The 25048-nt window shown below is 61.4% G+C and carries 31 protein-coding genes; 9 read left to right on the forward strand and 22 right to left on the reverse strand.

All coding sequences use genetic code 11. The features are described from left to right. Positions 1-8: 8 nt before the first annotated feature. Together MUM_RS0118180 and MUM_RS0118190 are read right to left on the reverse strand one after the other, a co-directional pair. On the reverse strand, positions 9-356 hold the full coding sequence (locus MUM_RS0118180) for a hypothetical protein (protein WP_010172354.1): 348 nt from the start codon (positions 354-356) through the stop codon (positions 9-11). A gap of 192 nt (positions 357-548) precedes the next feature. Then, the gene (locus MUM_RS0118190) at positions 549-1469 is read right to left on the reverse strand and encodes a hypothetical protein (protein ID WP_010172358.1); all 921 of its coding nucleotides are present in this window, start codon (positions 1467-1469) and stop codon (positions 549-551) included. Between the two features lie 368 nt (positions 1470-1837). On the opposite strand from MUM_RS0118190, the gene MUM_RS0118195 reads away from it, so the two are divergent. Then, on the forward strand, positions 1838-2521 hold the full coding sequence (locus MUM_RS0118195; RefSeq protein ID WP_003219726.1) for a response regulator transcription factor: 684 nt from the start codon (positions 1838-1840) through the stop codon (positions 2519-2521). Beyond that, on the forward strand, positions 2499-3896 hold the full coding sequence (locus tag MUM_RS0118200; protein ID WP_010172362.1) for a sensor histidine kinase: 1398 nt from the start codon (positions 2499-2501) through the stop codon (positions 3894-3896). The genes MUM_RS0118195 and MUM_RS0118200 overlap by 23 nt, the downstream gene beginning before the upstream one ends. A gap of 116 nt (positions 3897-4012) precedes the next feature. On the opposite strand, the gene MUM_RS0118205 is transcribed toward MUM_RS0118200, so the two are convergent. From MUM_RS0118205 to MUM_RS0118215, 3 genes are read right to left on the reverse strand one after another with little or no spacing between them, the layout of a single operon-like run. Continuing rightward, positions 4013-4429 (reverse strand): SRPBCC family protein, encoded by a 417-nt coding sequence (locus MUM_RS0118205; protein ID WP_010172364.1) that lies wholly within the window; start codon positions 4427-4429, stop codon positions 4013-4015. A 29-nt stretch (positions 4430-4458) separates the two neighbouring features. Next, the gene (locus MUM_RS0118210) at positions 4459-5256 is read right to left on the reverse strand and encodes an SDR family NAD(P)-dependent oxidoreductase (RefSeq protein WP_010172366.1); all 798 of its coding nucleotides are present in this window, start codon (positions 5254-5256) and stop codon (positions 4459-4461) included. A 17-nt stretch (positions 5257-5273) separates the two neighbouring features. Continuing rightward, positions 5274-6278 (reverse strand): aldo/keto reductase, encoded by a 1005-nt coding sequence (locus tag MUM_RS0118215; protein WP_010172369.1) that lies wholly within the window; start codon positions 6276-6278, stop codon positions 5274-5276. A 118-nt stretch (positions 6279-6396) separates the two neighbouring features. Between MUM_RS0118215 and MUM_RS0118220 the strand changes: the two genes are divergently transcribed. Continuing rightward, the gene (locus tag MUM_RS0118220) at positions 6397-7356 is read left to right on the forward strand and encodes a LysR substrate-binding domain-containing protein (protein ID WP_010172371.1); all 960 of its coding nucleotides are present in this window, start codon (positions 6397-6399) and stop codon (positions 7354-7356) included. Here the strand turns inward: MUM_RS0118220 and MUM_RS1000000133360 are convergent. The 5 genes from MUM_RS1000000133360 to MUM_RS0118240 form a co-directional block, all read right to left on the reverse strand. Beyond that, positions 7327-7536, reverse strand: a complete 210-nt coding sequence (locus MUM_RS1000000133360) for a YXWGXW repeat-containing protein (RefSeq protein WP_081480101.1) — start codon at positions 7534-7536, stop codon at positions 7327-7329. The two genes, MUM_RS0118220 and MUM_RS1000000133360, sit on opposite strands and share 30 nt — an antisense overlap. A 245-nt stretch (positions 7537-7781) precedes the next feature. Next, positions 7782-8258 (reverse strand): periplasmic heavy metal sensor, encoded by a 477-nt coding sequence (locus MUM_RS0118225; RefSeq protein ID WP_010172373.1) that lies wholly within the window; start codon positions 8256-8258, stop codon positions 7782-7784. Beyond that, the gene (locus tag MUM_RS0118230) at positions 8255-8686 is read right to left on the reverse strand and encodes a hypothetical protein (protein WP_010172375.1); all 432 of its coding nucleotides are present in this window, start codon (positions 8684-8686) and stop codon (positions 8255-8257) included. The genes MUM_RS0118225 and MUM_RS0118230 overlap by 4 nt, the downstream gene beginning before the upstream one ends. Next, on the reverse strand, positions 8683-9264 hold the full coding sequence (locus tag MUM_RS0118235) for an RNA polymerase sigma factor (RefSeq protein WP_010172377.1): 582 nt from the start codon (positions 9262-9264) through the stop codon (positions 8683-8685). Before MUM_RS0118235 ends, MUM_RS0118230 begins: the two co-directional genes overlap by 4 nt. A gap of 47 nt (positions 9265-9311) precedes the next feature. Further along, positions 9312-9632 (reverse strand): YXWGXW repeat-containing protein, encoded by a 321-nt coding sequence (locus MUM_RS0118240; RefSeq protein WP_010172379.1) that lies wholly within the window; start codon positions 9630-9632, stop codon positions 9312-9314. 270 nt (positions 9633-9902) lie between these two features. On the opposite strand from MUM_RS0118240, the gene MUM_RS1000000134610 reads away from it, so the two are divergent. Next, positions 9903-10046: a hypothetical protein gene (locus MUM_RS1000000134610; protein ID WP_166742173.1), complete on the forward strand. Its 144-nt coding sequence runs from the start codon at positions 9903-9905 to the stop codon at positions 10044-10046. Between the two features lie 4 nt (positions 10047-10050). Here the strand turns inward: MUM_RS1000000134610 and MUM_RS0118245 are convergent, their stop codons facing one another. Continuing rightward, a complete protein-coding gene (locus MUM_RS0118245; protein WP_010172381.1) occupies positions 10051-10299 on the reverse strand; it encodes a DUF1652 domain-containing protein in 249 nt (82 codons plus the stop codon). A gap of 243 nt (positions 10300-10542) precedes the next feature. Between MUM_RS0118245 and MUM_RS0118250 the strand changes: the two genes are divergently transcribed. Next, positions 10543-11487 carry a sensor domain-containing diguanylate cyclase gene (locus tag MUM_RS0118250; protein WP_010172383.1) on the forward strand — a complete coding sequence of 315 codons (945 nt, stop codon included), beginning with the start codon at positions 10543-10545 and terminating at the stop codon, positions 11485-11487. 287 nt (positions 11488-11774) lie between these two features. Here MUM_RS0118250 and MUM_RS0118255 read toward each other — a convergent pair whose 3' ends face one another. The 3 genes from MUM_RS0118255 to MUM_RS0118265 form a co-directional block, all read right to left on the reverse strand. Continuing rightward, the gene (locus MUM_RS0118255; RefSeq protein ID WP_010172385.1) at positions 11775-12035 is read right to left on the reverse strand and encodes a hypothetical protein; all 261 of its coding nucleotides are present in this window, start codon (positions 12033-12035) and stop codon (positions 11775-11777) included. 127 nt (positions 12036-12162) lie between these two features. Further along, the gene (locus tag MUM_RS0118260) at positions 12163-13062 is read right to left on the reverse strand and encodes a helix-turn-helix transcriptional regulator (RefSeq protein WP_010172387.1); all 900 of its coding nucleotides are present in this window, start codon (positions 13060-13062) and stop codon (positions 12163-12165) included. 36 nt (positions 13063-13098) lie between these two features. Further along, complete coding sequence (locus tag MUM_RS0118265) at positions 13099-13794, reverse strand: fumarylacetoacetate hydrolase family protein (protein ID WP_010172389.1); 696 nt, start codon at positions 13792-13794, stop codon at positions 13099-13101. Between the two features lie 172 nt (positions 13795-13966). On the opposite strand from MUM_RS0118265, the gene MUM_RS0118270 reads away from it, so the two are divergent. Further along, on the forward strand, positions 13967-14518 hold the full coding sequence (locus MUM_RS0118270; RefSeq protein ID WP_010172391.1) for a DUF4262 domain-containing protein: 552 nt from the start codon (positions 13967-13969) through the stop codon (positions 14516-14518). A 3-nt stretch (positions 14519-14521) separates the two neighbouring features. Here MUM_RS0118270 and MUM_RS0118275 read toward each other — a convergent pair whose 3' ends face one another. Next, positions 14522-14851 (reverse strand): hypothetical protein, encoded by a 330-nt coding sequence (locus MUM_RS0118275; RefSeq protein WP_029615983.1) that lies wholly within the window; start codon positions 14849-14851, stop codon positions 14522-14524. A gap of 213 nt (positions 14852-15064) precedes the next feature. On the opposite strand from MUM_RS0118275, the gene MUM_RS0118280 reads away from it, so the two are divergent. Further along, the gene (locus MUM_RS0118280; RefSeq protein WP_010172395.1) at positions 15065-15610 is read left to right on the forward strand and encodes a hypothetical protein; all 546 of its coding nucleotides are present in this window, start codon (positions 15065-15067) and stop codon (positions 15608-15610) included. A 65-nt stretch (positions 15611-15675) separates the two neighbouring features. Here the strand turns inward: MUM_RS0118280 and MUM_RS0118285 are convergent, their stop codons facing one another. The 3 genes from MUM_RS0118285 to MUM_RS0118295 all read right to left on the reverse strand — a co-directional run bounded on the left by MUM_RS0118285 (position 15676) and on the right by MUM_RS0118295 (position 17272). Continuing rightward, positions 15676-16314 (reverse strand): hypothetical protein, encoded by a 639-nt coding sequence (locus MUM_RS0118285; protein ID WP_010172397.1) that lies wholly within the window; start codon positions 16312-16314, stop codon positions 15676-15678. 114 nt (positions 16315-16428) lie between these two features. Beyond that, entirely contained in the window at positions 16429-16749 is a 321-nt protein-coding gene (locus MUM_RS0118290; RefSeq protein WP_010172399.1) for a DMT family transporter, read from the reverse strand. 76 nt (positions 16750-16825) lie between these two features. Next, a complete protein-coding gene (locus MUM_RS0118295; RefSeq protein ID WP_029615984.1) occupies positions 16826-17272 on the reverse strand; it encodes a carboxymuconolactone decarboxylase family protein in 447 nt (148 codons plus the stop codon). A 195-nt stretch (positions 17273-17467) separates the two neighbouring features. On the opposite strand from MUM_RS0118295, the gene MUM_RS0118300 reads away from it, so the two are divergent. Together MUM_RS0118300 and pdxR are read left to right on the forward strand one after the other, a co-directional pair. Beyond that, positions 17468-18070: an FMN-dependent NADH-azoreductase gene (locus MUM_RS0118300; RefSeq protein WP_010172403.1), complete on the forward strand. Its 603-nt coding sequence runs from the start codon at positions 17468-17470 to the stop codon at positions 18068-18070. Between the two features lie 17 nt (positions 18071-18087). Then, positions 18088-19500 (forward strand): MocR-like pyridoxine biosynthesis transcription factor PdxR, encoded by a 1413-nt coding sequence (gene pdxR, locus MUM_RS0118305; RefSeq protein ID WP_010172405.1) that lies wholly within the window; start codon positions 18088-18090, stop codon positions 19498-19500. A 69-nt stretch (positions 19501-19569) separates the two neighbouring features. Here pdxR and MUM_RS0118310 read toward each other — a convergent pair whose 3' ends face one another. From MUM_RS0118310 to MUM_RS0118325, 4 genes are all read right to left on the reverse strand, one after another. Beyond that, the gene (locus MUM_RS0118310) at positions 19570-22059 is read right to left on the reverse strand and encodes a TonB-dependent siderophore receptor (RefSeq protein WP_029615985.1); all 2490 of its coding nucleotides are present in this window, start codon (positions 22057-22059) and stop codon (positions 19570-19572) included. An 89-nt stretch (positions 22060-22148) separates the two neighbouring features. Continuing rightward, complete coding sequence (locus MUM_RS0118315) at positions 22149-23093, reverse strand: FecR family protein (RefSeq protein WP_010172409.1); 945 nt, start codon at positions 23091-23093, stop codon at positions 22149-22151. Beyond that, positions 23090-23635, reverse strand: a complete 546-nt coding sequence (locus MUM_RS0118320; protein WP_010172411.1) for a sigma-70 family RNA polymerase sigma factor — start codon at positions 23633-23635, stop codon at positions 23090-23092. The genes MUM_RS0118315 and MUM_RS0118320 overlap by 4 nt, the downstream gene beginning before the upstream one ends. A gap of 246 nt (positions 23636-23881) precedes the next feature. Beyond that, the gene (locus MUM_RS0118325; RefSeq protein ID WP_010172413.1) at positions 23882-24727 is read right to left on the reverse strand and encodes a DNA/RNA non-specific endonuclease; all 846 of its coding nucleotides are present in this window, start codon (positions 24725-24727) and stop codon (positions 23882-23884) included. Positions 24728-25048: the final 321 nt, after the last annotated feature.

Here is a 25048-nt window from a genome sequence, read left to right on the forward strand (position 1 = left end):
AACAGGATTCAGGTACGGGGCGGGCGCCAGACGCCGGACGGCGTGCGGTCGGGGATGAAATCAGAACCCAGGCCGGCAACCACCGGACTGGACACAGCAACGGGTGACTTGAGCACGGGCATGGACAGCTGCAGCATGCCGCCGGTCTTGCATTCCTGGCCGGGCTTGCAGCTTTTTCCGTGGTCGGCGTGGCCCGCACCGTCCGCGCAACAGTCCGGGGACATGTCGCTCATCATCTGCATGTCGGACATCTGCATCGGGCATGGCTCGGTGCTCGAAGGCACGCCCGCCATCCCGGTCAGGGGAAGCGCGAGACTCAACAGCAGGACCAGGAAAAAACGCAGATAGCGGCTCATGGGACGGGAGCTTAGCCAAAAGGCGGTTAAGCAACAATTAACAAACAACAAAAAGCCGCACCTGCTGGAGCAGGCGCGGCTTGGGTCAAACAGACAGCAGGATCAGTGCATGAAGATCGCGATCAGGATAATGACCGGGATAGGCACACCGAGGAAAAACAGCAGTAATGAGCGCATGACGTTCTCCTTGAATTAACGAACAGGTGGCAGCGAAGTGGAAGTGGTGTACGCATCAGTTTCCAGATACACCACCGCGTCCCGGCGACGACCACCAAAAGTCGCAGCGAGGCTGGCAAAAAACGCACCGATCAACAGCGCCACGAAGGTCCACAGCGACGTATAGGCAGCGACCTTCGCAGCAGTGTCGGCGGCTTGCTTGGCTTTCAACTTGGCGTCATCCAGTGTTTTCTGAGCCTGGCCGTAGACCTGGTCGACACGCGCCTCGGCATCAGCCTGGCTGAGGTTGGTACGCTGGCTGATCAACTGCGCAAGGTACGCACGGTCTTCCGGTGCCAACTGGCCGTTGTTGCTCACGGTACGGGCAAAGATGCGGGCGACGACACCGTGCACCGCGTCATCACTGACGGCTGCCGGGCGATCATCGCGGAACAGGCTGTCGACGTAATAGCCGAAGTCTTCACCCTTGGTCGCCGCACCCGCCACCTGGCTCATGCCACTGGCAGCACCCGAGGCCACACTGGCACCGGCCTTTACACCACCGCTGACCACACTGCTGACCGAACCGACGATCAGCACCGCCGTCACCAGTGTGGCCACGGCCCAGGCCAGGAAACCATGGGCGGTGTCGCGAAAGTACACCTCATCGCCGTGCATGTTGGCCCATTTCACCCGCAGGCGACCGGCGAGGTAACCGCCCATCCCCGACGCAATGATTTGCGTAACCGCCAGCCAGACAATGGTGGAAATGCCAAGCCCCTTGGCGCTGATGCCACTGTCGGCCCACGGCGACACCGCCGAAAAGCCCAGGCCGAAGCCCAGCAGTACCAATATCAAGGACAGCGCAGCCGCAGCAGCGGCCCCGGCAAATATCGCCCCCCAGGAAACCCCGGAGAGCGCGCTCGACTCTTGCAGCGTGGATGAGGATGTGATCATTGTTGTTTTGCTCCAGGCATGAAAAATAGTGTTACAAGTCTCAAAAGGGACAGTGCAGGCGACGTGCCAGGAGCCATTAAATTAAAACTTCATATATTTCAATGCTTTAAGTAATTTGAACTAATCTGAACCATGCAACTTGCAAGAAACGCCCCGGCGCGGCGGGCGTTATGCATTCCTCGTAGGAAACAACCCGTGCGTCAGCGATGAAGTGCAAAAAATCCTGCGCGCACAGCATTCGTTCAGATTCACCGGGGTAAGGTGAATTGTGTCGTTTATGCCTACATAAATTTTTATTTAGGAAGCGGGCTATCATTTCTTGGCAAAATGCCCGTACTTCAGTGTGAATCGCTCACCAGGTAATCCTTATGACCCGCATTTTGACCATCGAGGACGACGCCGTAACGGCCCGCGAGATCGTTGCCGAGCTGAGTAGCCATGGACTGGACGTAGACTGGGTAGACAATGGCCGCGAAGGCCTGGTCCGTGCCGTCAGCGGTGATTACGACCTGATCACCCTCGACCGCATGCTCCCGGAACTGGATGGCCTGGCCATCGTCACCACCCTGCGCACCATTGGCGTGTCGACACCGATCCTGATGATCAGCGCCCTCTCCGACGTGGATGAACGGGTACGCGGCCTGCGGGCCGGTGGCGATGACTACCTGACCAAACCGTTCGCCTCCGACGAAATGGCCGCCCGCGTCGAAGTGCTGCTGCGCCGCAAAAGCACGGTCAAGGAATTCGAAACCGCGCTGCGCGTGGCCGATCTGGAACTGAACCTGATCAGCCGTGAAGCCAGCCGCGCCGAACAGCCCCTGAGCCTGTTGCCGACGGAATACAAACTGCTGGAATTCCTGATGCGCAACACCGGGCAAATCCTGTCGCGGATGATGATCTTCGAGGAAGTCTGGGGGTATCACTTCGACCCGGGCACCAACCTGATCGATGTGCACATCGGTCGCCTGCGCAAAAAAATCGACCCGCCGGGCCTCACGCCGCTGATCCGCACGGTACGAGGTTCCGGGTATGTCATTGCTGAACCCCTCTAAAGGCTGGCGTTCCTCCAGCAGCCGGCTGCTGGCGCTCTACAGTTCGTTGTTCGTGGCCTGGAGCTGCATCCTCATGGGCGTGCTGTACTACGAGGTGTCCGGTTACCTGGGCGACCTCTCGCGCCACTCGTTGATGCAGCGCCAACACCTGTTCCAGCGTTTTGACGGTGAAGAACTGGTGGAAGCCCTGACCACCAGCATGACCTTCGACATGAAGGGCGTGGACGCCTACGGGCTGTTCGACGATCAGTTCAACCCCATCAGCGGCCCGATCCGCGTGATACCGCCGGACCTGCCGATGGACGGGCACATCCATGCCCTGGCCAACTGCATCAACTCCGACGACCCGAAACTGCCCCGCGACAGCTGCGACGCCGTGGCCACCCACACCGAAGACGGGCGCTGGCTGATCCTGGTGCGCGCCAACGGCTCGCTGTTTGGCGTGACGCGGATCATCCTGCATGCCTTGTTGTGGGGGATCACCCTGACGATCATTCCCGGCGCGGCCGGCTGGCACCTGCTCCGGCGACGCCCGTTACGGCGGATTCGCGGGATCCAGGCCAGCGCCGAAGCCATCGTGGCCGGCGACCTGACTCACCGCTTGCCGCTGTCGGACCGACGCGATGAACTGGACATGCTGGCGGCCATCGTCAACGCAATGCTCGACCGCATCGAGAAGCTGATGAACGAGGTCAAGGGCGTGTGCGACAACATCGCCCACGACCTGCGCACCCCGCTCACTCGCCTGCGGGCCCAGTTGTACCGGATCCAGCAGCAGGCCGATGAAGACGCGCCCCACGCCCTGCAACTGGACGCGGCCATTGCCGAGACCGACACCTTGATGGCGCGTTTTCGCGGTCTGCTGCGGATTTCCGAACTGGAAGACCACCAGCGCCGCTCCGGCTTCCTGGTGCTCGACCCCCTGCCCTTGCTGCAGGAACTCCACGACTTCTACCTGCCGCTGGCAGAAGAAGGCGAGATGGAATTGCTGCTGGAAGTACCGGCCTCGTTACCGTGGATCACCGGCGACCGCGCCTTGCTGTTCGAAGCCCTGGCCAACCTGCTGAGCAACTCAATCAAATTCACCCCACCGGGCGGTGAAGTGATCCTGCGGGGCGTGAACGATGCCGGCAGCACCCGCATAGAAGTGCTCGACTCCGGGCCCGGGATTCCTGCAGCGGAACGTGCCGCAGTGTTCCAACGCTTTTACCGAGTGGACGAAGGCAATCAGCAACAAGGCGGGTTTGGGTTGGGGTTGTCGATTGTGGCCGCGATCATCAACCTGCACGGCTTCAAACTGGAAGTGGGCAGCAGCGAAAGTGGCGGCGCAAAGCTCATCCTCGAATGCCGCCAACAACTGATGCCAGAAGCCTGAAGAACACCACAAACCCAATGTAGGAGCTGGCTTGCCGGCGATGCAGACACCTCGGTGCATCAGGTACACCGAGCTGATGCGATCGCCGGCAAGCCAGCTCCTACAGTTGAGCCTTATTAACCCGGGAAATTGCCCCGCAGCGCTTCCAGCCCACCGCTGTACACACCGGCAAACAACTCCTCCACCGCCGCGTCCGTCACACCGGCCACCGGGGTAAACACGCCCGACCAGGTCACCTTGGCAGAACGGGCATTCAGCCCTTCTACCTTCAAGGTCGCCAGGTATTCACTCACTGGAAACGGCGACTCGCTGATCGAGTAGCTGTAGGTGCGTGCGACGTTATCAAAGCTTTGCAACCGCTCCACCACCACACCGCCATCCGCAGTTTGCAGATGACGCACACGCCCGCCTTCGCTCGGCTCGCTCTTGACGATGAAGGGCAGCCAATCCGGCAGCGAATTGAAGCCGCCCACCAATTGCCAAACCTGTTCGGCCGAAACCGGAATTTCAATAACAGCAGATGCTTTTGCCACGATTCACACTCCAAACCATTCAAGAAAAATCAGATTGCCATGCTGTCGACAACGCCGCCGTCGACCCGCAATGCGGCACCGGTGGTTGCAGAGGACAACGGTGAAGCAATGTACGCCACCAGATTCGCCACTTCATCCACATTCGCTGCGCGCTGGATGATCGACGTCGGCCGCGCATTGCGCACAAACACATCGGCCTCGTCCCGCGCACTGCGGCCGGACTTGGCCACGGCGTCCTTGAGCATGTGCTCCAGCCCATCGGTAAAGGTCGGGCCCGGCAGGATCGCGTTGACCGTCACCCCGGTGCCCGCCAGCCGTTTGGCCAGCCCGTGGGACACCGCCAGGTTGGCGCTTTTGGTGACGCCGTAGTTGATCATGTCGGCGGGAGTTGCCACGCCGGATTCAGACGATATGAAGATCACCCGGCCCCAGCCCTGCTTGACCATGCCCGGCGTGTAATGCCGCGACAACCGCACGCCGGAGATCACGTTGACCTCGTAAAAACGCGTCCACTCGCTGTCGGGTGCGTCGAAGAAATCGACGTCGTTGAAGATCCCGAGGTTGTTCACCAGGATGTCGGCCCGCGGCTCGGCGGCGAACAGTTTTTCAGCGCCCTCCAGCGTGCCCAGGTCCGCCACCAATCCACGCAACTCGGCGCCGGGTACGGCCTGGCGAATCGTCGCCAGCGCCTCGTCGACCTTGCCCGATTCACGCCCGATCACCACCACCGTGGCGCCGGATTGGGCCAGGGCCTGGCTGATGCCCAGACCGATCCCGGCGGTGCTGCCACTGACGATTGCGACTTTGCCACTGATATCAATTTTCATCGTTCGCGTTCCTGTGGTTAGAGCGGCAGCGGTGCACGGGCCGAAATCAATCGGGCCTCGCGCAGGGCCTGCCAAAAGGCTGCGGGAATCTTCTCTGACAACGCCGCGACGTCTTCGGCAATTCGACCCGGACGACTGGCACCCGGAATCACTGCCGCCACCGCCGGGTGGGCCAGGGAGAATTGCAGGGCCGCGGCTTTCACGCTGACGCCATGGGCAGCGGCAATCGCCTTGATCTGCTCGACCTTGCTGATGATCGCCGGGCTGGCTTTCTGGTATTCAAAATGTGCACCGCCGGCCAGGATCCCCGAGCTGTACGGGCCGCCGACCACGATCTCGACGTTCTGCGCCAGGGCCGCGTCCATCAGGCGCTGCAAGGCACGTTCGTGGTCGAGCAAGGTGTAGCGGCCCGCGAGCAGGAAGCCATCGGGCTGGGCTTCGGTGAGGTCCAGGGTCAATTCGCACGGTTCGACGCGGTTGACGCCCAGGCCCCAGGCCTTGATCACGCCTTCTTCACGCAGGCGGGTCAGCACTTTGAAAGCCCCGGTGCGCGCCTGATTGAAGTAGTCCAGCCATTGGTCGCCGTAGAAGTCCTGGGCGATGTCGTGAATCCACACAATGTCGAGGCGATCGGTTTGCAGCCGGTTGAGGCTGTCTTCGATGGAACGCAGGGTGGCGTCGGCGCTGTAGTCGTTGACCATCTTGTTCGGCCGGCCATGTTCGAACACGCCGCTTTTCTCGCCCAGGTCGCGGGCGCTTTCTTCCACTTCATCCAGGATCACCCGGCCGACCTTGGTGCTGAGCACGTAGTCGTCGCGGTTGTACTTCGACAGGGCCTGGCCCAGGCGAATTTCCGAGAGGCCCGAACCGTAGAACGGCGCGGTGTCGAAGTAACGCACGCCCTGGTTCCAGGCCGCTTCGACAGTGGCTTGCGCCTCGTCTTCAGGAATTGCACGGAACATGTTGCCCAACGGGGCGGTGCCAAAACCCAGCACGCCGGGCAGTTTGTCTTTCAAGCTCATGGGGTAAATCCTCAAGATTGTTCAAGGTCGCTGTGTTGACCGTTGAGCAGATCGTAGATTGCAGAGATCGGACCGTCCAAGACATACTGCGACCAACTTGAGTCCTTACAGGTCTGACATGATCGATTTTCGCCAACTGCGCTACTTCGTTGTAGTCGCTGAAGAAGAACACGTGGGGCGTGCTGCCGAACGGTTGCACATCTCCCAATCGCCCCTGAGCCGGCAAATCGCCCAACTGGAAGAGCGCCTGGGTTTGACCCTGTTCGAGCGCAGCCAACAGCGCATCCGCCTGACCCGCGATGGCCAGACGTTCCTCGCCGAAACCAAGGCGCTGCTGACCCACGCCAACCGCCTGGAATCGTTGGGTCGGCGCCTGGGCAAAGGCGAAGAAGGCGGGTTGTGTATCGGCTACATCGAAAACGCCATGCACGCGGGCGTACTGCCCAACGCCCTGAAGGTACTGCGTGACGCCCGGCCCAACGTGCATATCGCCCTGTACAACCTGCCCTCCATTGAGCAACTGGAAGGCTTGCGCCAGCGCAGCCTCGACATCGCCCTGGTAGGTGAACCGCCGGCAGCAGATGACCCGGACCTGATTGCCTTGCAAGTGCTGGACGATCCGATGTTGCTGGCGCTGCCCGAGCAGCATCCGCTGGCCAGCCTCAGCGAACTGCTGCCCGAACACCTCGCCGAGCAACAATGGATCGGCGTACAACGCAAACCCGGCGCAAACCCGGCGGATGACTTCGTCGCGGCGTGCATTCGGGCAGGTTTCACCCCGCAGATTCCGATGGAAGCCAGCGAGCCGTTTACCGCGCTAGGACTGGTGGCGTCGGGGTTGGGTGTGGCGATGGTGCAAAAGGGTTTGAGCCGCAATGCACCACCGGGCGTGGTGCTGCGGGAGTTGCCGTGGCTGACCTACACCACACCGCTGTGGGCGGCGTGGCACCGGATCAATTTGCGGCCGTTGGTGGAGACGTTCAGGAAAGTGCTGACGGAGCCCCTACCACAGGTGGGAGCCGGTGTTGTTGCTGACAGTGGTGAAGGATCAATACCGCCAATGCCCCGGCACCCATAACCACTGCCCGTTCCCCCAGCGATAGTGCCCCCGCACCCACTGATACCCCGGCGCCGGTGCCACCGGCACCACTTCAACCAAGGGGGGCGGACGACGCGGGTGAACAGGTTCGACAATACAACCGGATAACGCAGCCGCCATCAACGTGGCGGTCAGCGTGGCTTTGAATAGGCGGGACATGGTGCGGTTCCCCAATGAGACTAGCCGTCGCCTGAGTGGCGGGCTTACCGGGGTTAAACGTCGTCAGCCGGGAAAATCCGTCGCCGGTCTCGTCAAACTCGTTCCCACGCTCAGCGTGGGAATGCATCCCGTGACGCTCCGCGTCACCCCTGCGCAAGAGCTGATCCTTGCATCGCCAGTGGGACGCAGAGCGTCCGAGGCGGCATTCCCACGCAGAGCGTGGGAACGATCATCCGTCGCCCGTCTCAGTTCTTTTTGGCGACCTGGCCCTTCGCCTGCCCCCTCAGATACAACGCTTCCACCAACCGCTGGCGCTCGTCCCGGGGCAAGGTGCTGGCGAACTGCGCTAGGGTGTTGTCCACCAACGCCCGGAGCGCCATGTCGGCTTCCCGGGCTTTGCCCAGGTCGGTCACCAATGCCTCGCGGTCCAGGGTTGGCGCTTCCAGTTGCTTGATCACATCCAGCCGCGCCTCGCGCCCGGCCAGCACCAGCGGTTGACTGTCCGAGCGATTCTGACGCAGCAGTTGGCGCAATTCCTTGCGCCGTTCCGGCGGCAGCTTGACCATCGCCTGGCGCAAGCCATGCTGGTTCACCACGGCCTCGGCGGGTTTGGTATTCGCCAGCCAGTGGTACAGGCCACCGCCGACCCCGCCGATCAAAAACACGTTGAACAACACCGACACAACCAGCAGCGGCTTCAGGTATTTGGGTGACGGGGTCATTGCTCGCTTTCCTCGGCGTTGACGGTGAAGACGACTTCGGCGTCGCCCTGGTCGAAGACACTCGGCAGGACTTCAGGGCCGAGCATGGGCAGCGGCACGCTCAAGGACGCCACCAGGATTCCGGCGGCGATCCCGGCAATGCCCACGCCGACGAAACCGGCGGGCGACAGCCAGCCGGCGTAGCGCGCCCAGAAGGACGGGCGCTGGGGAAACGACTGGCGGATCTGCCGCGCCAGCGCCGGGTCGACCGGCGCCAGTTGATAGCCATCCAGTTGGCCATCGAGCCAGCGTGCCTGATGCAACACCTCCTGAGCGCCGGAATCGCCTGCATCCAGCAGTGCCTGGGCCTCGGCCTGTTCGGCCCGGGGCCAACGGTGCAAGTGGCCGCCGTAAGCCTCGGCCAATTGGGCAAATCGTTCGGGCGTCATGGTTTTCCCCTTCCTGGGCGGGCGGGCCCGGGTGTGTCGTCAAGGTAACTGCGCAAGTTGCGCCGGGCCCGTGACAGCAGGCTCTCCAGTGCCTCGACGCTGATGTTCATCAGCGCCGCGGCGTCGATATTCGACAGCTCTTGATAGTACTGCAGCACGATCGCCTCGCGCTGGCGATCAGGCAGCGACGCCAACGCCCGCGCCATATGCTCGCTGCGGGCAACCGCTTCGAGCTGCTCATCGGGCGCAGGCGCACTGTCGACCACGTCGTTCATGGCCTCCTCGTCGTTCAACGGGCGCTCCTTGCGCCGACGCAAATGGTCATGGCACAGGTTGAGCACCACGCGGTGCAACCAGGTGTCGAAGCGCGCTTCGCCGCTGCGCCAGTTCGCAGCCTGGCGCCAGATACGCAGGAAGCTTTCCTGGGCCACGTCCCTGGCCTCGTCGGCATCCCCGAGGATCCGACTGGCGAGCGCCAACAAACGTGGAAGTTTGCGCGTCACCATTTCGTTGATGGCCGCCGGTTCGTTGTTACCGATGCGGGCCAACAGCTCAACGTCCGGATCAGTGTCTTTCAATAGGGCAAGTCTCGGTCCGGTGGCTAAGGGTCAGGTTGACGGGCGGGTCAGCGAATCCAGTGGCCTTCGATCCAGAACCAGTTGGGGCCGCGCGACTCCCAGTGGCCAGGTTCCCAACGGGCGTTGCGCATCACCGGCTGCCAATGGCCCGGCACCCACACGTAGCCACGCCCTTCGTAGCGCCAGTGCCCGCGGTCCCAGACATAGCCAGGACGCTCGACGGGAACCGCCTCGACGCGCATCGGCGGCGGCGCATCGCGGATGATCACTTCGGTCTGGGCAAAGGTCGGCGTGCTGACCAGGGCAGCCAGGGCCAGCGGGAGCAACAAGGCATAACGTAATGTGGCCAGCGGTCGTGCAACTCTCATGACAACTCCTTCATCGGCGATCGCCAGTGATCGCAGCTGCAGGGTTGAACGGCGGGTGCCGGGGAAATCCGTCGCGTCAAAAATGATTTTTTTTCGCGACGCGCGAGCACGCCAGACAGGGCCAGTATTGCCCAGGGTTTGCGGGGGTTTGATGAAATATGCAAAAAGCCGCGACGGATTTGGCCAGGCGGTCGCGTTCAAGGGTTAACCGTTGGCAATCCGCAGGCCTGCCTGTTGAGCGGCAACGTTCACTACCTTGAGGAAATCACCATGTCTCGTCGAATTTCACTGCTGGTTGCCGCCGTCCTGCTCATGAACCTTGGCGGATGCGTGTTCCTGCCGGGGCACCGCGAGCATTGCTGCTGGCGCGGTTACGGGGTAGTCACGACCCCTACGGCACAAGCGATCTCCTGATCGACTAACTGACCGCCGCAAACCCCCTGCGCCCGGCCTTGATCTCGGTGCGCAGTTCGCCAATCAGGTTTGAGATGGAACGGATGCTGTCCAGACCCTGGGGCGAGACGCGGGTCAACAGCAGGTCGACGCGGCCGGAGACCGGGTCGAAGATATTGATGCGCAGCGAACCGTCGCTGTTCAACGAGCAGTCACAGGCAAGGGGCAGGAAGCCCGACTCCATGATGTGGCGAAACTCGGCTATCGAGACCATGCGGGCACCCTTCGCTGGACCAGACTCGGTGGACGTGATCCGTCTAGGGTAGATGAGCTTTTTCAACCTGCCGGGGAATTAAGTCAAAAGTGATACTCAGTGCTCATTTTGGCTAAAAGCGCTGGCCGGCTGACGCCAGAAAAACCACGCCACGACCTCTCATCCGATGCCGCGTGAAGCACTTGATTCCTGTCGATGATGGCCAGATGCTCTGGGTTTTTGCCGCCATCAAGAGCGCCCCCTATGAGCATCGAACCGCCGAGCGAACCCGACAGTGCCGTGTACAAGACCTTGCTGGAATCGACCAAGGCCATTCCCTGGCGCATCGACTGGGCAACCATGACCTTCAGCTACATCGGCCCGCAAATCGAGACATTGCTGGGCTGGACCCCGCAGAGCTGGGCCACCGTCGATGACTGGGTGGAACGCATGCACCCGGACGACCGCGAATACGTGGTCAACTTCTGCGTCTCGCAGTCCCGCGCCGGGGTCGACCACGAAGCCGATTACCGGGCCCTGACCGCCAGCGGCGAGTACGTGTGGATTCGCGACGTGGTGCACGTGGAGCGCAAGGACGGCGAGGTGCAAGCGCTGATCGGCTTCATGTTCGATATCAGCGAGCGCAAGAAGACCGAAGAGCACTTGATCCGCCTGCAGAAACAGCTGGAGGAATATTCCTTCCAGGACGGCCTGACCGGCATCGCCAACCGGCGCATGTTCGACACCGTGCTGGCGCGCGAATGGACCAGTGCCCAGCGCAGCCAATTGCCGCTGTCGTTGATCCTGCTGGATATCGATTATTTCAAGCAGTACAACGACCTCTACGGCCATATCAAGGGCGACGAGTGCCTGCGCCAGGTGGCACGCACGCTGTCGCAGGCGGCCAACCGGCCACGGGATTTCATTGCGCGCATCGGCGGTGAAGAGTTTGTGTGGTTGCTGCCGGAAACCGATGCCGAATCCGCCCGGCGCGTGGCCGAACGCTGCCTGCACCTGATACGCCAGCAACAGATCGGGCATGGGCATTCGGCGGTGTCCGACCTGCTGACGCTGAGTCTTGGGGTAGGCACTTGCACGGTAAAACCGGGCAGCGCGGCGCTGGAGTTTGTCGAAGCGGTCGACAAGCTGCTGTACCAGGCCAAGCGCAATGGCCGGATGCGCGCGGAGTTTGCCGACGTGGCGAATTGATACAAAGGTCAAATCGCGGGCAAAAAAAATCCCAAGTAGCTGATGGAAACTTGGGATTTAAAAATGCATAAACCGTGGGAGGTGAACGCCCGGCTATATTACCCAGCGGGAAAACTTGTAACAAGATAATTTTCAACCTTTCGTCGGATTAAAACAGCGCTAAGTCATTCAATAACCACACATTTTTAATGGATCCGATTATTAAAAATGCCACTTTTTGGTGCAATAACCCCATAAATTAAACAAACTTGCGCTGTTTAATTCCGCGATAAAAATAAGGTTATTAATTAAAAGTGCGTGGGCTTCTTCAGGTAATGCTCACTCACGTGTCTGCACGGATCCACCAGCACCAATTCGTCCTGAGGAGAGGAACGCGAAACGGCGGCCGCCTGACGGCACAACGCCAAGCGCTCAGCCGCTTCTTCCCGCTGCCGGTCAACCTGGGCATTGAGCCGAACGAAATAGGCCCCCAGCATCACCGCCACACACAGAACCCCGACAACAAAATAGCGGAAGGCGTTGGATGGAGGGGGTTCCAGCTCACTCATACACTCATTGCACCTTGTGTTTCTGATAGCGAACGTCGTCGCCCAGCTTCACCGAGACGCTCAATTGTATGTAAATTGAAACACATGGGTTGTGTTGGATTTGTAAAACAGTCAGCCGAATGACGCGTTAATCCTGCTCACGCCGCCTGAACTGCCCTGGCGCCAGCCCGTGGGCCTTGCGAAAACACCGGGAAAAATACGCTTCATCGGTAAACCCGCAACGGTCGGCGATTGCGCCGATCCTCTGCGGGCTGTTGAGCAGCAGCGTGCGCGCCAGTTGCATGCGCCGGTCGAGCACCAGTTGGGAAAAGGGCTTGCCGGTTTCCTTGCGCAGCAGGTGGGTCAGGTAGTTGGGCGACAGAAAGGCGGCCGCCGCCGCTTCGGTGAGGTTCAGCGACGGTTCGTGCAGATGCTCACGGATGTAGCCTTGCACCCGCGCCAGGGCGTCCTTGCGGCCACGGCGGGTGGCGTTGTTGGCGGCGAACGCCTGGAGCGGTTCGGCGTACTGTTGGCACACCAGCCCGATCAACTGGAACAGGTAACCCTTGAGCCGCTCCCGGGCGCCGAAGCTGCGGTGGGCGTCGAGGGTGCGCATGTGTTCCAGCCAGGTTTTGACTTCCTCGAATGCCGCGTCTTCAAGGATGAAATCCAGTTGTTCCTGGAAACGGAACGGCGACAGCTCAGGGGCCTGGCCGATGGGAATGTCTTCCAGGTCCAGCGGGTCGCAGGTCAGTTGCGGCAGGAAAAACCCCTGGCTGAAATTGATCAGCATGAAGTCGCCGTCTTCGGGATGGGGGATCACGTGCAGGCGATGAGGCAGGATAAAGGCCAGGGCCTTTTTCGGGAACGGGCGCACCGCACCGCCAATGTGCTGCACGGTGTCGCCGCCGAGGTTGATCTGGATCTGGAAATATTCGTGGCGATGGGGACTGGTCAGCGCCGCCCTGCCCCGCTTGTCGCGGATGTAGAAGTCGGAGCGGTCGCTGCGCTGTTCCATGCCGTAGGTGGTGATGCGGGTGCCGGGCATACGTCATTCTCGGGAAGCCTGGGCACCACTGTAGCGTCAACCCTGGCCGAGGGTGAAGCCCAGCTCGGCCAGGCCGTCGATTCCGGCGGTCACGACATCCCCCGGTTGCAAGGTGCCGACGCCCGCCGGAGTACCGGTGAAGATCAGGTCGCCAGCCTTCAGCGCCACGGATTTTGACGCATGGCTGATCACCTCGGCCACCGACCAGATCTGGTCCGCCAGGTCGCCCACCTGGCGTTGTTCACCATTGACCTTCAGCCAGATTCGCCCAGTTCCCGGGTGGCCGACGGCGCTCACCGGCTGCAACGCCGTGCAAGGTGCCGACTCATCGAAGGCCTTGGCCCATTCCCAGGGACGCGACTGTTTTTTCGCCTGGGCCTGGAGGTCGCGGCGGGTCAGGTCGATGCCCAAGCCGTAACCCCAGACATGCGCGAGGGCATCTTCCGGGGCAATGTCCACCCCGCCCTTGCCGATGGCCACCACCAACTCGACTTCATGGTGCAGGTCGGCGGTCAGCGGTGGATAGGCGATCACGCCCTCGGCGGGCACCACGGCATCGGCCGGTTTCATGAAAAAGAACGGCGGCTCGCGGTCGGGGTCGTGGCCCATTTCACGGGTATGTTCGCCGTAGTTGCGCCCCACACAGAACACCCGGCGCAGCGGGAAGCGAGCGTCGTCGTCCTGGATGGCGAGGGACGGGATTTCGTTGGGAGTGATGACGTAGCGGGTCATGGCAGGTGCCTCTTCGTTTACCTGGGGCCAGTATGCGCACTGGCGCCAGGGCGAAGTTGGACAGCCTTACGCAGATTTTGCACTGAGCGGTGCATCGATCACTTTGCCGACCGAACCCAACGCTGCTAGCCTCATCGCGCTTTCACCCAACGATCCCGCAGAAAGGACTCTGATGAACATCATTCGCGCCGTCGCCCTCTTCGCCGCCTCATTGTTCTCGATGAACACGTCGGCCAACGCCCCGCTCCCGGGATTCCAGTGGCCCAAGGCAGATTCGGAGTACGACGAGCAGCTATTGGCGGATATCAAGAAAATCGGCTGGCATCATGTACATGTGCGTGCCGAAGACGGGGAGCCGTCGTTTGCCTACTCGCTGGGGTTCTACGCAAATTTCGGCCAGCCGGAAATCATCGTATTCGGGCTGCCACCGCAGATTGCACAGCAGTTGCTGAACATCACCGCGATCCGCTTTGCCGGCGCGAAAGCCGCCTATGAAACCTACACGCCCTATGACGATATTGCCGAAGGCATGCGCATCGCGTTCATTCCTGTCGCCCGCCAGCACTACCGCGAATACCTCGGTTATGCCGGCTGGTTCTACGGTTCGGTCCAGGCGGATTTCCCCGCGCTGCAAATGGTCTGGCCGGACAAGCAAGGGCGCTTTCCGTGGGAGCCGACGTACGACCAGTCGTTCTCACGGCTCCAGCCGCTGCTGGACAAGTAGGGGTTACTTGCGCGCCAGCTTGTAGCGCACACAATCCTGATAAAAACTCTGGCGAATCACCTCGGGCTTGACCCGCGAGCGGCTGTCGTAGGTCTGCTCGGTGATGCCCATGGCCATCATGTGCATCCAGGGTTTCTTGAACTGGTAGGTCTTCAGTTTCTGGCGCGCGGCATACAGCGACACCCCCGACAGCTTCAATTCCTGCGCCCGGGCCGCCGTGCCCGCGCCCCAGCTGCACATGTATTTGTCGTTGTCCCGCAGCTCCCGTGCCTGAACCGAAACTGCCCCACCCGCCAGGGAACAGGCGATCAGCATGATTCCAACCTTGCGCATTTGCATCCCGCCTAACCACCTGAAAATAAAAGTGATTTTGGCGAGGATTTTGTTACAAAGGGGCCAGCAAATTGCCTTCTCGATGATTTTTCCGGCAGGGCACCGGGTCAAGCGCCTACGCAAGTTTTAAGGCCTTTTGCCACTATTTGTTGCCGACCGGCCATTGCCTGACGATAATCGCGGCGCTCTCCCACACTCACGCAAGGAAACGCCGTGAAAAAGCTTCTACTGTTGACCCCATTGCTCGCGCTGCTGTTGCAAGGTTGCGGCGTCACCATGACGCAATACGAGCCGAACTTCGACAACGTCCAGATCCTCAAGCAAAAAGCCCCGCTGCAACCCGTCAGCAATGCCCAAGTCACTGCTGCTTCGGGCGAAGGTTCGCTGACGGTACGTGCCAATCCAATCCGCTCACCCAGCGGCAGTATCCCGGCGCATATCCAGGCTGCGATTACTCAGGAACTGCAATTGGCAGGCCTGCTGAACCCGCAAGCCGAACGTCATCTGCAAGTGTTGGTGGTGAAGAATTCGCTGACGGCAGGCATGGGCTCCGGCAACGGCACGCTGGCCGCACGGTTTACGCTGCTCAAGGGGACTGACGTGGTGTACGACGCGACCAAGGAAGTGAATCACACCTGGTCCAGTTCGTTCTTCGGGTTCATTGCGATCCCGAATGCTGCCAATGCCTACAACCCGATGGTGCGGGATTTGCTCAAGTCGCTGTACAGCGACCCGCTGTTTATTCAGGCGCTGAAGTAAGGCCTGGGCAGCGAGGGCCGGTCACCCTGCCCTCGCTGCTGTTTCAGCTTATTGCTTGCAACGTGTCACGCCCGTGGCACGCCGGCATCCAGTGCCGAGTACTTCAGGTTATTACCGTCGACCATTTGCTTGAGCAAGGCATTGACCTGGCGGGTAAAGGTGTCGGTCACTGCGTCTTTTGGCGTGTTGGCCATCAGCGGGATAAACCAGATACCCATCCAGGTATTGATCGCGTCATGGTTGGTGCCGGTGCTGAGCGTCTGGCCTTGTGCGTCCACCGACTCCAGCTTCATGGTGTACTGATCAGTCCCCAGCGCCGGGATGATGGTGAAGGTAAAGCCGCTGATAAACGCCAGGGCCAGTTGGCCGCCACCCGGTGGATGGTTGTAGACCTTCAGGCGCAGGTTGTAATCGCCCGGCTGCTTCTGGAATTCATCCAGGGTAACGCGACCAAACAGGCCGGAGTCGGTCAAGACTTTCTGCAGCTGAGGCTTGAGCATTTCCCGCGCTTGCGGAACCTCGGCGGCGGCGGCGTTGGTCGGCTCGCCCTGGTAGAACTTGAAGTCTACGTAGACGTTAGGTTTGTTGGCGTAGCTGGCTTTCGACGGCAGCGTGACCGGTGCTACTTCGTCCTTCGTGAAACTGGCGCAGCCGCTCATCGACAACGTGATCAGGGCCAACCCCAGCATTTTTCCAATGTGCATTACGACTTCCTTAGTGAATGGAGCGTCTCCATGGCCGGAGTGCTGGGGCGGATGATAAAGAGTGAGCCGCAATGTTAAAAGGCCATCTCTGATAAATACCTGCTCATACCGGCACTAATTGGCCGAGACCAGCTTGAGGCCGATCACACCTGCCAGGATCAGCACGATGCACAGCACCCGCAACGGCGCGGTGGAATCGCCCAGCAACGTCATGCCGAGGATCGCAGTGCCGGCGGCGCCGATTCCCGTCCAGACCGCATAGGCGCTGCCCACTGGAAGGGTGCGCAGCGACATCGACAGCAGGATCACGCTGGAAACGCCAGTCACCACGGTGAGCAGTCCGGGGGTGAATCGGGTGAAGCCATCCGAGGCCTTCATCGCGAACGCGAAGGCGATTTCAAGGATGCCGGCCAAGCCGAGGAGTAGCCATGCCATGGGGTGAACCCTCAGGAAACTCATTGGGTGTGTGGCGAGGGGCCCAGCCGCCTCGCCACCGCGAATCCGCTTCGACTTAGGCCTTGGCGGCAGCCGCTGGCGTGGTGCGGAAGGTGATGCCCAGCCGGTTGAAGGCATTCATCAAGGCGATGCCGTAGGTAAGATCAGCCAGCTCTTTGTCACTGAACTCGGCGGCGGCCGCCGCGTAGTCCGCGTCGGACACATCACTGGCGGTAACGGCTTCGGCAAAGGCCAGCGCCACGCGCTCACGCTGGGTGAAGACAGCGCCAGCGTCGTGCCACACCGGCACCAGCACCAGCTTGTCCACGGCCAGGCCTTGCTTGAGCAGGTCCCGCGAGTGCATGTCGATGCAAAAGGCGCAGCCGTTGACCTGGGAAACCCGCAGGTAGACCAGGTCGATCAGTTCCTTGGACAGGCCACTGTTCTGCAGGTAGACGTAAACCCCGCCGAACGCTTTGTAACCTTCAGGGGAAGCTTTGGAGTAGTCGAGACGCGTTGTCATGGTGAAATCCTGTAGCAGTGGGATGAAGCCGCCATCTTGCGGCGCCATGGCCTACTCCAAAAGATCCATGATCTGGATTGAACACCAGGCCATGAATGCGCCGGCATGGCCTACTCTGAATCTTGATTCTTGGCCCTTTGGCCTGGGTCATGAGGTTCGTAGACTGAGGGCCATCCATCCAGGAAGCACCGCCCCATGAATATTCTGCATGTCAGTGCCAGCCCTCGCGGGCAAGCGTCGGAGAGCACCGCGCTCTCCCACAAGATCATTGAATGCCTGCGCCAGCGGCACCCGGCTGCCGAGGTGACCCGGCGCCTTATCGCCGGCAATGCCCTGGCGCCGCTGGACGAGCCTTATGCAACGTCCCAGCAGTCGCCGGTGGATGTCTCATCAGAGGGTTCGATGGCCCAGTCCGAGCAGTTTGTTCGCGAAGTGGAACTGGCCGATATCGTGGTGATTGCCACCCCCATGCATAACTACTCGGTGCCCGCAGCCCTCAAGCTATGGCTCGATCACATTGCGCGGGTGCGCCGCACTTTCGATATCTCGGCCCAGGGCAAGGTTGGCTTGTTGCAGGACCGGCCCGTGTTCGTCGCCGTGGCCTCGGGCGGGCGATTTTCCGGGGAGCGTGCGCACCAGCCGGACTTCCTGACGCCGTACCTGAAAACCATCCTGGGCATGATCGGCCTGCATGACGTGACCTTCTTCACCGTCGAAGGCACCGCTTCACGCCCGGAAACCCTGGCCCAGACCCGCCTCCAGACCGACCAGGCGCTGCACGACTACTTCGCCACCTGAACAGGACCCGCCGCCGGATGAGCACTTCGATCAAGGCCTTTTCACCGCTGGACGCCGGCTCTGCCGAGCCGATCTACCGGCAACTTTACTGGCGGTTCCGCAGCGCGATTGCCGACGGTCTGCTCAAGCCGGGGGAACGCATACCAGCGGCCCGGGCCCTGGCCAAGGAGCTGGGTCTGGCCCGGGGCACCATCGACACGGCGTATTCGCTGCTGGCAGCCGAAGGCTATATCCAGGCCCGTGGCCAGGCCGGCACCGTGGTGGCGGAAGGGATCAAGTCCAGCCTGCCGGAGCGCCCCGCCACCGCCAGCGATCACAACGCCGTGAGGCAAAAGGCCGCCGTGCTGCCGTTTCAAATGGGCCTGCCGGCACTCGATGCGTTCCCGCGCAAGATCTGGTCGAAAATCGCCGCCCGCTGCGTGCGTGCCACCCAGGTCGCAGACATGGCCAACCCCTGCGTCTACGGCCTGAACTCCCTGCGCACGGCGATTGCCAGCTACCTGCAGGTCGCCCGGGGTATCCATTGCTCGCCTGCGCAAGTCTTCGTCACCTCGGGCTACCGCAACACCCTGGGCCTGATCGCCCATGCGCTGCTGGAACCGGGCGACCGGGTGCTGGTGGAAGACCCGGGCTACCTGTTCACCCGACCATTGCTGGATTACCTGAATATCCACGCCATACCGGTACCGGTGGACCAGGACGGCATGCAGGTGTCCCAGGCCGTGCAACCGGGCAAAGGCGCCCGCGCCGTGGTGGTCACGCCGGCCCATCAAAGCCCGTTGTGCGTCTCGCTGTCGTTGCCCCGGCGCCTGGAACTGCTGGATTGGGCCAGCCGCCAGCAGGCCTGGATCATCGAGGACGACTACGACGGCGAATACCGCTACGTGAGCCGCCCGCTGCCGGCCCTCAAGAGCCTGGACCGCGACGGCCGGGTGCTTTACGCCGGGACATTCAGCAAGGTGTTGTTTCCCGGTATCCGCCTCGCTTATCTGGTGGTGCCGGCGGCGCAGGTGGAACGCTTCGAACACGTCAGCCAGACCTTCCTCGGCGGCTGCCCGGAATTGACCCAGGCGATCGTCACGACGTTTATGGCCGAAGGGCATTTTGCACGGCATATCCAGCGTATGCGCAAACTCTACGGTGAGCGTCGGGAAGCCACCGCCAGGGGCCTGCGCAAGGCTTTGGGCGCGCATATTTCGATTGATGCCCAACCGGGCGGAATGCACCTGATCCTGCGCCTGAACGCGCAACAGTCAGACCGCCTGTGCGTGGCGCGCCTGGCGCAGGCCGGGATTTATGCAGAAGCCTTGAGCGACTGGAATATTCAAGGGCAGACCGGCCCCGGCCTGCTGCTGGGCTTTGCCAATATCGAATCCGAGGCCGTCGCCGAGGCCCTTGGGAAACGCATCCTGGATACGCTCATGGCCTGATCGGCGAACGCTCTGTTTTTTGGCCTTGGCGCTGCTGCTCCCGAATCCTTTCGCCAAGGCCTTTTTTATTTACCACTGATACGTGGCACTCGCCTGCACGGTGCGCTGTGAGCCATACCAGCACCACGAGTAGGAATAGCAGGACGCGACGTACTCTTTGTTCGCCAGGTTGGTGGCGTTCACCGCCAGGCGCAGGTTGTCACCCTGGCGGTTGATGTGCGGAATGTCGTAGTGCACCGCCGCATCAAACAAGGTGTAGCCCGGCACTTTCAGGGTGTTGGCGGTATCGCCCCACGACGAACCGACATACCGCGCACCCGCGCCGACACCGAAGCCTTTCAGCGTGCCGTCGTGGAGGGTGTAGTCCGCCCAGGCCGAGGCGGTATGGCGCGGTACGGCGTAGGTGGTGGTGCCTTCGGCCGCGATGGCCGGGCCGACGCCGATGTCGCTGATGGGCGCATAACGCACGGTGTTGTTGGATTTGCTGATGCGGTTATCCAGGTAGGCATAGGCCGCGGTAATGTCCAGGTTGTCGTTCAGGCTGGCCTTGCCTTCCAGTTCGAAGCCACGGGACTGCACTTCACCGTCCTGCACCTGGCAGCGCGAGCCGTTGCACAGGTGGGAAGCGTCCGGGTCCAGTGTCGGCACGTTGGTCTGGCGCAGGTCGAAAATGGCCGCCGTGATGAAGCTGTTGCTGCCCGGCGGCTGGTACTTGATGCCGATTTCCGTCTGTTTGCCTTCGGTAGGCTGGAACGTCGAACCGCCATAGCCCGTGCCGGATTGCGGCTGGAAGGATTCCGAATAGCTGACATACGGCGCCAGGCCGTTATCGAACAGGTAGACCAGGCCCAGGCGGCCGGTGAAGGCTTTGCTGTCCTGGGACGACTTGGTCTTTTTCTGGGTGGTCATGGCCAGCGTGCTGTTGTCGGTGGTAGCCCAGTCATAGCGCCCGCCCATCAACAACACCCATTTGTCCCACTTCATCTGTTCCTGCAGGTACACGCCGGTTTGCTCACTGCGCGAGGTGGCGTCGCTGGTGTAGGCCGGCACCGGCACTGCCGCACCGTAGACCGGGTCGAAAATATCCAGCGTAGGCCCGGCGGTGTACACGCCGCTGCCCGACTTGGTGTCGGTGCTGGTGTTCTGGTAATCGGCGCCCATCAGCACGGTGTGCTGCAACGGCCCGGTGTCGAATTTGGCCTGCAACTGGTTGTCGAGGGCGTAGGCGTCGATGTTCACGTCACTGGCAGTGGTCGAGCGCCGAATGGTGCGGTAATCGCTCTCCAGGTAGTTGCTGTAGAGGCTGCGGTACTGCCCTTCGCTGCGCAGGTACCGGGCGTTCTGGCGCACGGTCCAGACATCGTTGAAGTGATGTTCGAAGGCGTAGCCGATGGAGTAATACTCGCGGTCACTCTTCTCGAAGCTTTTCTCGCCGTCGTAGAAATCCACGTCGATCTTGCGCCCGGTCGGGCTGTGCAGCACCGAGCCCCAGGCCGGCATCGAACCGTAGGACGCGCCCTTGGGGTCCTTCTGGAAATGCCCGAGCAAGGTCAGCGAGGTGTTGTCGTCCGGGCGCCAGGTGAAGGCGGTGGACAGGGACTGGCGACGGGTTTCGGTGTGGTCGATCTGCCCGTCGGCATCGTCGAACAAGCCGGCGACGCGGTAGGAATACACGCCTTGATCGTCCAGCGGGCCACTCAAGTCGAAGGTGGTGCGCTTCTTGTTGAAGGTGCCGTACTCCACGCCGACCTCATGGAACGGTGTGTCCAGGGGGCGCTTGCTGACCATGTTGATCACACCGCTGGGCGTGCCCTGCCCGTACAGCACCGACGCCGGCCCGCGCAGCACTTCGACACGCTCCAGGTCAAAGGCGTCTTTTTGCGGCAAGGCGTCCCGGCTCGAGGGCATGCGCAGGCCGTCGAGGTAGGTGGCCGGGGCGAAGCCACGGATGGTCAACTGGTCGAGGCGCGAGGCGGTGGAGCCACGGGTTTCCGGAATCACGGCGGCGCTGTAGCGCAAAATCTGGTTGAGGCTTTCGGCGTTCTGCGCGCGCATCTGGTCTTTGGTGACCACCGAGATCGACTGCGGGGTTTCGATCAGCGCGGTGTCGGTCTTGGTGCCCGACAGGCTGCGGGTGGCCACGTAGCCGGACACCGGGCCGGTGGGGCTTTCCGATTGATAGGCGCCGCTGATGGTGGTGGCCTGCAATTCCATGGCGCCATCGCTGGGCGGGATGGCTTCGAGGCGGTAGCGGTTGTCGGCAATCTTCAGGGCTTGCAAGCCGCTGCCGGCCAACAATTGGGCCAGGGCGGCATCGGTGCTGTACTGCCCGTTCAGGCCATTGCTGTGCTTGCCACGGGTCAGGCTGGAATCAAACGCCAACACCAGGCCTGCCTGTTCGGCGAGGCTGTTGAGGGCCCGGCTCAGGTCGCCGGCGGGAATGGAGAACGCAGCGCTTTGCGCCGCGTAGGACGCTTGAGGGGTCAGCAGGGGTACGGCGGCAAATGCCATCGCCACTGAAAGGGCCAGTGGCGGTAAGGGACGAGCAAGGCGCGACATGAGAAGTCCTGGGAAATGGGGGTTCTATTAGTCATGACGGTCATGTCGGAAAATCGGGTATGAATGAGAGCGGTTTTTATTCAGATTTTTTACAGCGGCTTGATCACCACCACCAAATCGGTGAAGTACTCCACCTTGATTGGCAGGTTATCCGCCAGTGACGCCAGCGCTGCGCCGGTGTCGTCGAGCTTGAATACCCCCGACACGCGCAGCCCTTGCAGGGCCTGCGGGTCAAAGCGCACCAGGCCATGGCGGTAACCGGCGAGGGTTTGCAGCACCTCGCTCAGGGGTTGGTCATCGACCTTGAGCAGGCCGCGGGTCCAGGCATCCGGGTCGGCATTGCCGATGGCGTGCGGCTCGCCGGCCTGTCCGTCACGGAGCGTGGACGTCTGCCCCGCCGGCACTTTCACCTCGCCTGCACGGTTGCCTTTGACGGCCACGGTGGACTCGATCACGGTGACCACGGTCGATCCGTCTTCGGCCTTGCGCACCAGGAATCGCGTGCCCAACGCCGTGGCCGTGCCCTGGTCGGTGTGCACCACGAACGGCCGTTGCGCGTCCTTGGCCACCTCGACCCACATCTCGCCCTGCAACAGGTCGATCACCCGTTGATGGCCATCAAACTTCACGTCCAGCGCCGAGTTGCTGTTGAGTTGCACCTGACTACCGTCCGTCAATGCCACCTGGCGCCGCTCCCCCACGCTGGTGCGCTGGTCGGCCATCCACACCGGCATCCGCTCAAAGCCGGCCCAGCCGCACAACAACACACCCAGCAGCGCGACGGCCTGGGTGCCACGGGCGGCAAACCTGGTTTTCTGCGGTGCAAATGCACGGTTCAGGGCCATGCGCGCCGGCGCGGCGGGCAGTTCGTCGAGGCTGCCCCACAGGCTGCGCATACGCTCGATGGCGACGGCATGCCGTGGGTCGGCCTGGCGCCAACGCTCGAAGGCCGCGCGGTCGGCCTCGGTCACGGGGTCGTCGTGCAACAACGTCAGCCAGCGGGCGGCTTCACTGATGATCTGCTCGGAACTCACGACAGCGGGTCCGCCCCGTGCAGGGTGTGATAGCAGTGCACCAGCGCGCTGGAAATGTAGTTCTTCACAGTGCTGGGTGACACCTGCAGTTGTGCGGCGATTTCGCTGTAGGTCAGCCCGTCGAGACGGCTGAGCAAGAAGGCTTCGCGGGCCTTGGCGGGCAAGCCGGTGAGCATCTCGGCGATGCGCTCCAGAGCCTGGAGCGCCACATGAATCGCCGCCGGGTCGGGCATGCCGGCGTCTTCACTCTGAATCGCCAGGGCTTCCATGTAGGCCTTTTCGATCCGCCGCCGCCGCGCGCCATCAATCATCAGGCGCCCCGCCGTCGTTGCCAGAAACGCCCGAGGTTCCTTGATGGTGTGGGGTTCGGCCAGCAGCAGAATGCGGATAAAAGCGTCGTGGGCCAGGTCTGCCGCATGTTGCGAACAGCCAAGTTTCTTGCGCAGCCAACCGTGCAACCAGGAATGGTGGTCGCTGTAGAGGGTGGCGATGGTCTGCTGGCGACGGGCTGTATCGCCCTCAGCTACAGGAAAGTCATGCATGCGCAAAAATTTCTCAAACAAGAAAGATTACCAATTGCGCGAACGATGACAGTAAAACGAAGGGGGAGCAAGAGGCCCGGCGACCGAAGCCACCGTGTGTGAGGTGCAGCGAGCCGGATGCGGGTAGACGATAACGGGCTGTTAATACCTTACTTGGTTAAAAGAATCCTTAGTTGGCAGGCACTCCCGTGCCTGCCAACTTAATGGGTGAATGATAACTAACGACTAACGTTTAGAACATGGCGCTTACTTGCAGCCAATCCTCTGAGGCAGTTGCCCCTGCTTTGACTTAAGTGCAGTTTGCACCGCTTGCGGCAACGCGCTCCAGAATGTCAGCCCGGAACGTTGTTCAATCTGTTCGACCGTTGCGCGATAGTCACAGAAGTTGGCGCCCTTGGGTGTTTCCTGATTCATGATGAACGAGGCATAAAGTCCGTCTTGCGGCGACTTGCCCACGGAAACAATCTTCCAGTACCCGCTCGGAATCGTGTGGACCTTATTAGTCCCCGGCAAGCTGCCGATGAATTTCTCATACAGCGGGCCGGTCATCACATACACTTCATCCACTGCGGCGTCCTGGCTCAGGTTGCGCTCCTGATCCTCCAGGCGTGCCCACGGTCCCTGGTTCAGATCGGACTTTTGCGGAGTGATGTTGGACAGATAATTGAGGGTCTGCCAGTCGGCGACGCCGGCCATCGACGCGAGGTTTGCCTGGTGCCCGCGATCGACCTTCAACGCCACGTTGGCGCCATTATAGTCAACCGGGTCAAGGGTTTCGCCCGCAGGAATGTCCGGATCGGTCTGCCAATTGCGCGGTTTTCCGCTGGCTGGCGTGGACTTGGTAATCCGGTAGGCCACCCAGTTGGCGAACTTGGTCGAGGCATTGTTATTGAGGGTGTAGGCCTGGCGATTCAACGTCAGCGGCCCACCGCCGGAAGGGCAGCCCTGGGAGCAGTTATCGACTGCGGCGGCCTGCTCCACGGGCGCCTGGATGGCGCGCTCCGGCACCCGTGAAGGCTGGGTGCTGATACAGCCCGCCATCAGCGGCACCCACAACAACGCGACGTATTTGAACAGTGCTTTCCTTTGCATGGTAATACTCCATTTACAACCGATTAATTAAGTTTAAAGCGATAAAACGGGCGCAATTGATCCCGGCAGTGCGAAAGCCACTTCGTGATGAAATGACAACACTATCAAGTTGATTGCTGACAGTTGGATAACTGTGTTTGCGCGTACAGCGACATTCCATGTGCGTACCCGCTTAAGTACCCACGCCGGTGGCGCAAGGAACTAACTACTCCTGAAAAAGTATCTTTCAGTGGAGCAGGCTTTATCTTATACAGGTAATTGTTACAAAAAAACTAGCACTAAAAGCAAAAAAAACCGGCTCGTGACGGGGGCCCTGAACTT

Source organism: Pseudomonas sp. PAMC 25886, assembly GCF_000242655.1.
Lineage (GTDB): Bacteria > Pseudomonadota > Gammaproteobacteria > Pseudomonadales > Pseudomonadaceae > Aquipseudomonas.

Excerpts from the sequence above, each read along its gene's own strand:
- MUM_RS0118195 (WP_003219726.1), top strand. The coding sequence starts at position 1,838 with ATGACCCGCATTTTGACCATCGAGGACGACGCCGTAACGGCCCGCGAG.
- MUM_RS0118250 (WP_010172383.1), top strand. The coding sequence starts at position 10,543 with ATGAGCATCGAACCGCCGAGCGAACCCGACAGTGCCGTGTACAAGACC.
- MUM_RS0118225 (WP_010172373.1), bottom strand. The coding sequence starts at position 8,258 with ATGACCCCGTCACCCAAATACCTGAAGCCGCTGCTGGTTGTGTCGGTG.
- MUM_RS0118290 (WP_010172399.1), bottom strand. The coding sequence starts at position 16,749 with ATGGCATGGCTACTCCTCGGCTTGGCCGGCATCCTTGAAATCGCCTTC.
- MUM_RS0118310 (WP_029615985.1), bottom strand. The coding sequence starts at position 22,059 with ATGTCGCGCCTTGCTCGTCCCTTACCGCCACTGGCCCTTTCAGTGGCG.
- MUM_RS0118180 (WP_010172354.1), bottom strand. The coding sequence starts at position 356 with ATGAGCCGCTATCTGCGTTTTTTCCTGGTCCTGCTGTTGAGTCTCGCG.
- MUM_RS0118220 (WP_010172371.1), top strand. The coding sequence starts at position 6,397 with ATGATCGATTTTCGCCAACTGCGCTACTTCGTTGTAGTCGCTGAAGAA.
- MUM_RS0118245 (WP_010172381.1), bottom strand. The coding sequence starts at position 10,299 with ATGGTCTCGATAGCCGAGTTTCGCCACATCATGGAGTCGGGCTTCCTG.
- MUM_RS0118190 (WP_010172358.1), bottom strand. The coding sequence starts at position 1,469 with ATGATCACATCCTCATCCACGCTGCAAGAGTCGAGCGCGCTCTCCGGG.
- MUM_RS0118295 (WP_029615984.1), bottom strand. The coding sequence starts at position 17,272 with ATGACAACGCGTCTCGACTACTCCAAAGCTTCCCCTGAAGGTTACAAA.
- MUM_RS0118275 (WP_029615983.1), bottom strand. The coding sequence starts at position 14,851 with ATGCGCAAGGTTGGAATCATGCTGATCGCCTGTTCCCTGGCGGGTGGG.
- MUM_RS0118255 (WP_010172385.1), bottom strand. The coding sequence starts at position 12,035 with ATGAGTGAGCTGGAACCCCCTCCATCCAACGCCTTCCGCTATTTTGTT.
- MUM_RS0118325 (WP_010172413.1), bottom strand. The coding sequence starts at position 24,727 with ATGCAAAGGAAAGCACTGTTCAAATACGTCGCGTTGTTGTGGGTGCCG.
- MUM_RS0118300 (WP_010172403.1), top strand. The coding sequence starts at position 17,468 with ATGAATATTCTGCATGTCAGTGCCAGCCCTCGCGGGCAAGCGTCGGAG.
- MUM_RS1000000133360 (WP_081480101.1), bottom strand. The coding sequence starts at position 7,536 with ATGTCCCGCCTATTCAAAGCCACGCTGACCGCCACGTTGATGGCGGCT.
- MUM_RS0118260 (WP_010172387.1), bottom strand. The coding sequence starts at position 13,062 with ATGCCCGGCACCCGCATCACCACCTACGGCATGGAACAGCGCAGCGAC.
- MUM_RS0118200 (WP_010172362.1), top strand. The coding sequence starts at position 2,499 with ATGTCATTGCTGAACCCCTCTAAAGGCTGGCGTTCCTCCAGCAGCCGG.
- MUM_RS0118240 (WP_010172379.1), bottom strand. The coding sequence starts at position 9,632 with ATGAGAGTTGCACGACCGCTGGCCACATTACGTTATGCCTTGTTGCTC.
- MUM_RS1000000134610 (WP_166742173.1), top strand. The coding sequence starts at position 9,903 with ATGTCTCGTCGAATTTCACTGCTGGTTGCCGCCGTCCTGCTCATGAAC.
- MUM_RS0118320 (WP_010172411.1), bottom strand. The coding sequence starts at position 23,635 with ATGCATGACTTTCCTGTAGCTGAGGGCGATACAGCCCGTCGCCAGCAG.
- MUM_RS0118210 (WP_010172366.1), bottom strand. The coding sequence starts at position 5,256 with ATGAAAATTGATATCAGTGGCAAAGTCGCAATCGTCAGTGGCAGCACC.
- MUM_RS0118215 (WP_010172369.1), bottom strand. The coding sequence starts at position 6,278 with ATGAGCTTGAAAGACAAACTGCCCGGCGTGCTGGGTTTTGGCACCGCC.
- MUM_RS0118230 (WP_010172375.1), bottom strand. The coding sequence starts at position 8,686 with ATGACGCCCGAACGATTTGCCCAATTGGCCGAGGCTTACGGCGGCCAC.
- MUM_RS0118265 (WP_010172389.1), bottom strand. The coding sequence starts at position 13,794 with ATGACCCGCTACGTCATCACTCCCAACGAAATCCCGTCCCTCGCCATC.
- pdxR (WP_010172405.1), top strand. The coding sequence starts at position 18,088 with ATGAGCACTTCGATCAAGGCCTTTTCACCGCTGGACGCCGGCTCTGCC.
- MUM_RS0118285 (WP_010172397.1), bottom strand. The coding sequence starts at position 16,314 with ATGCACATTGGAAAAATGCTGGGGTTGGCCCTGATCACGTTGTCGATG.
- MUM_RS0118270 (WP_010172391.1), top strand. The coding sequence starts at position 13,967 with ATGAACATCATTCGCGCCGTCGCCCTCTTCGCCGCCTCATTGTTCTCG.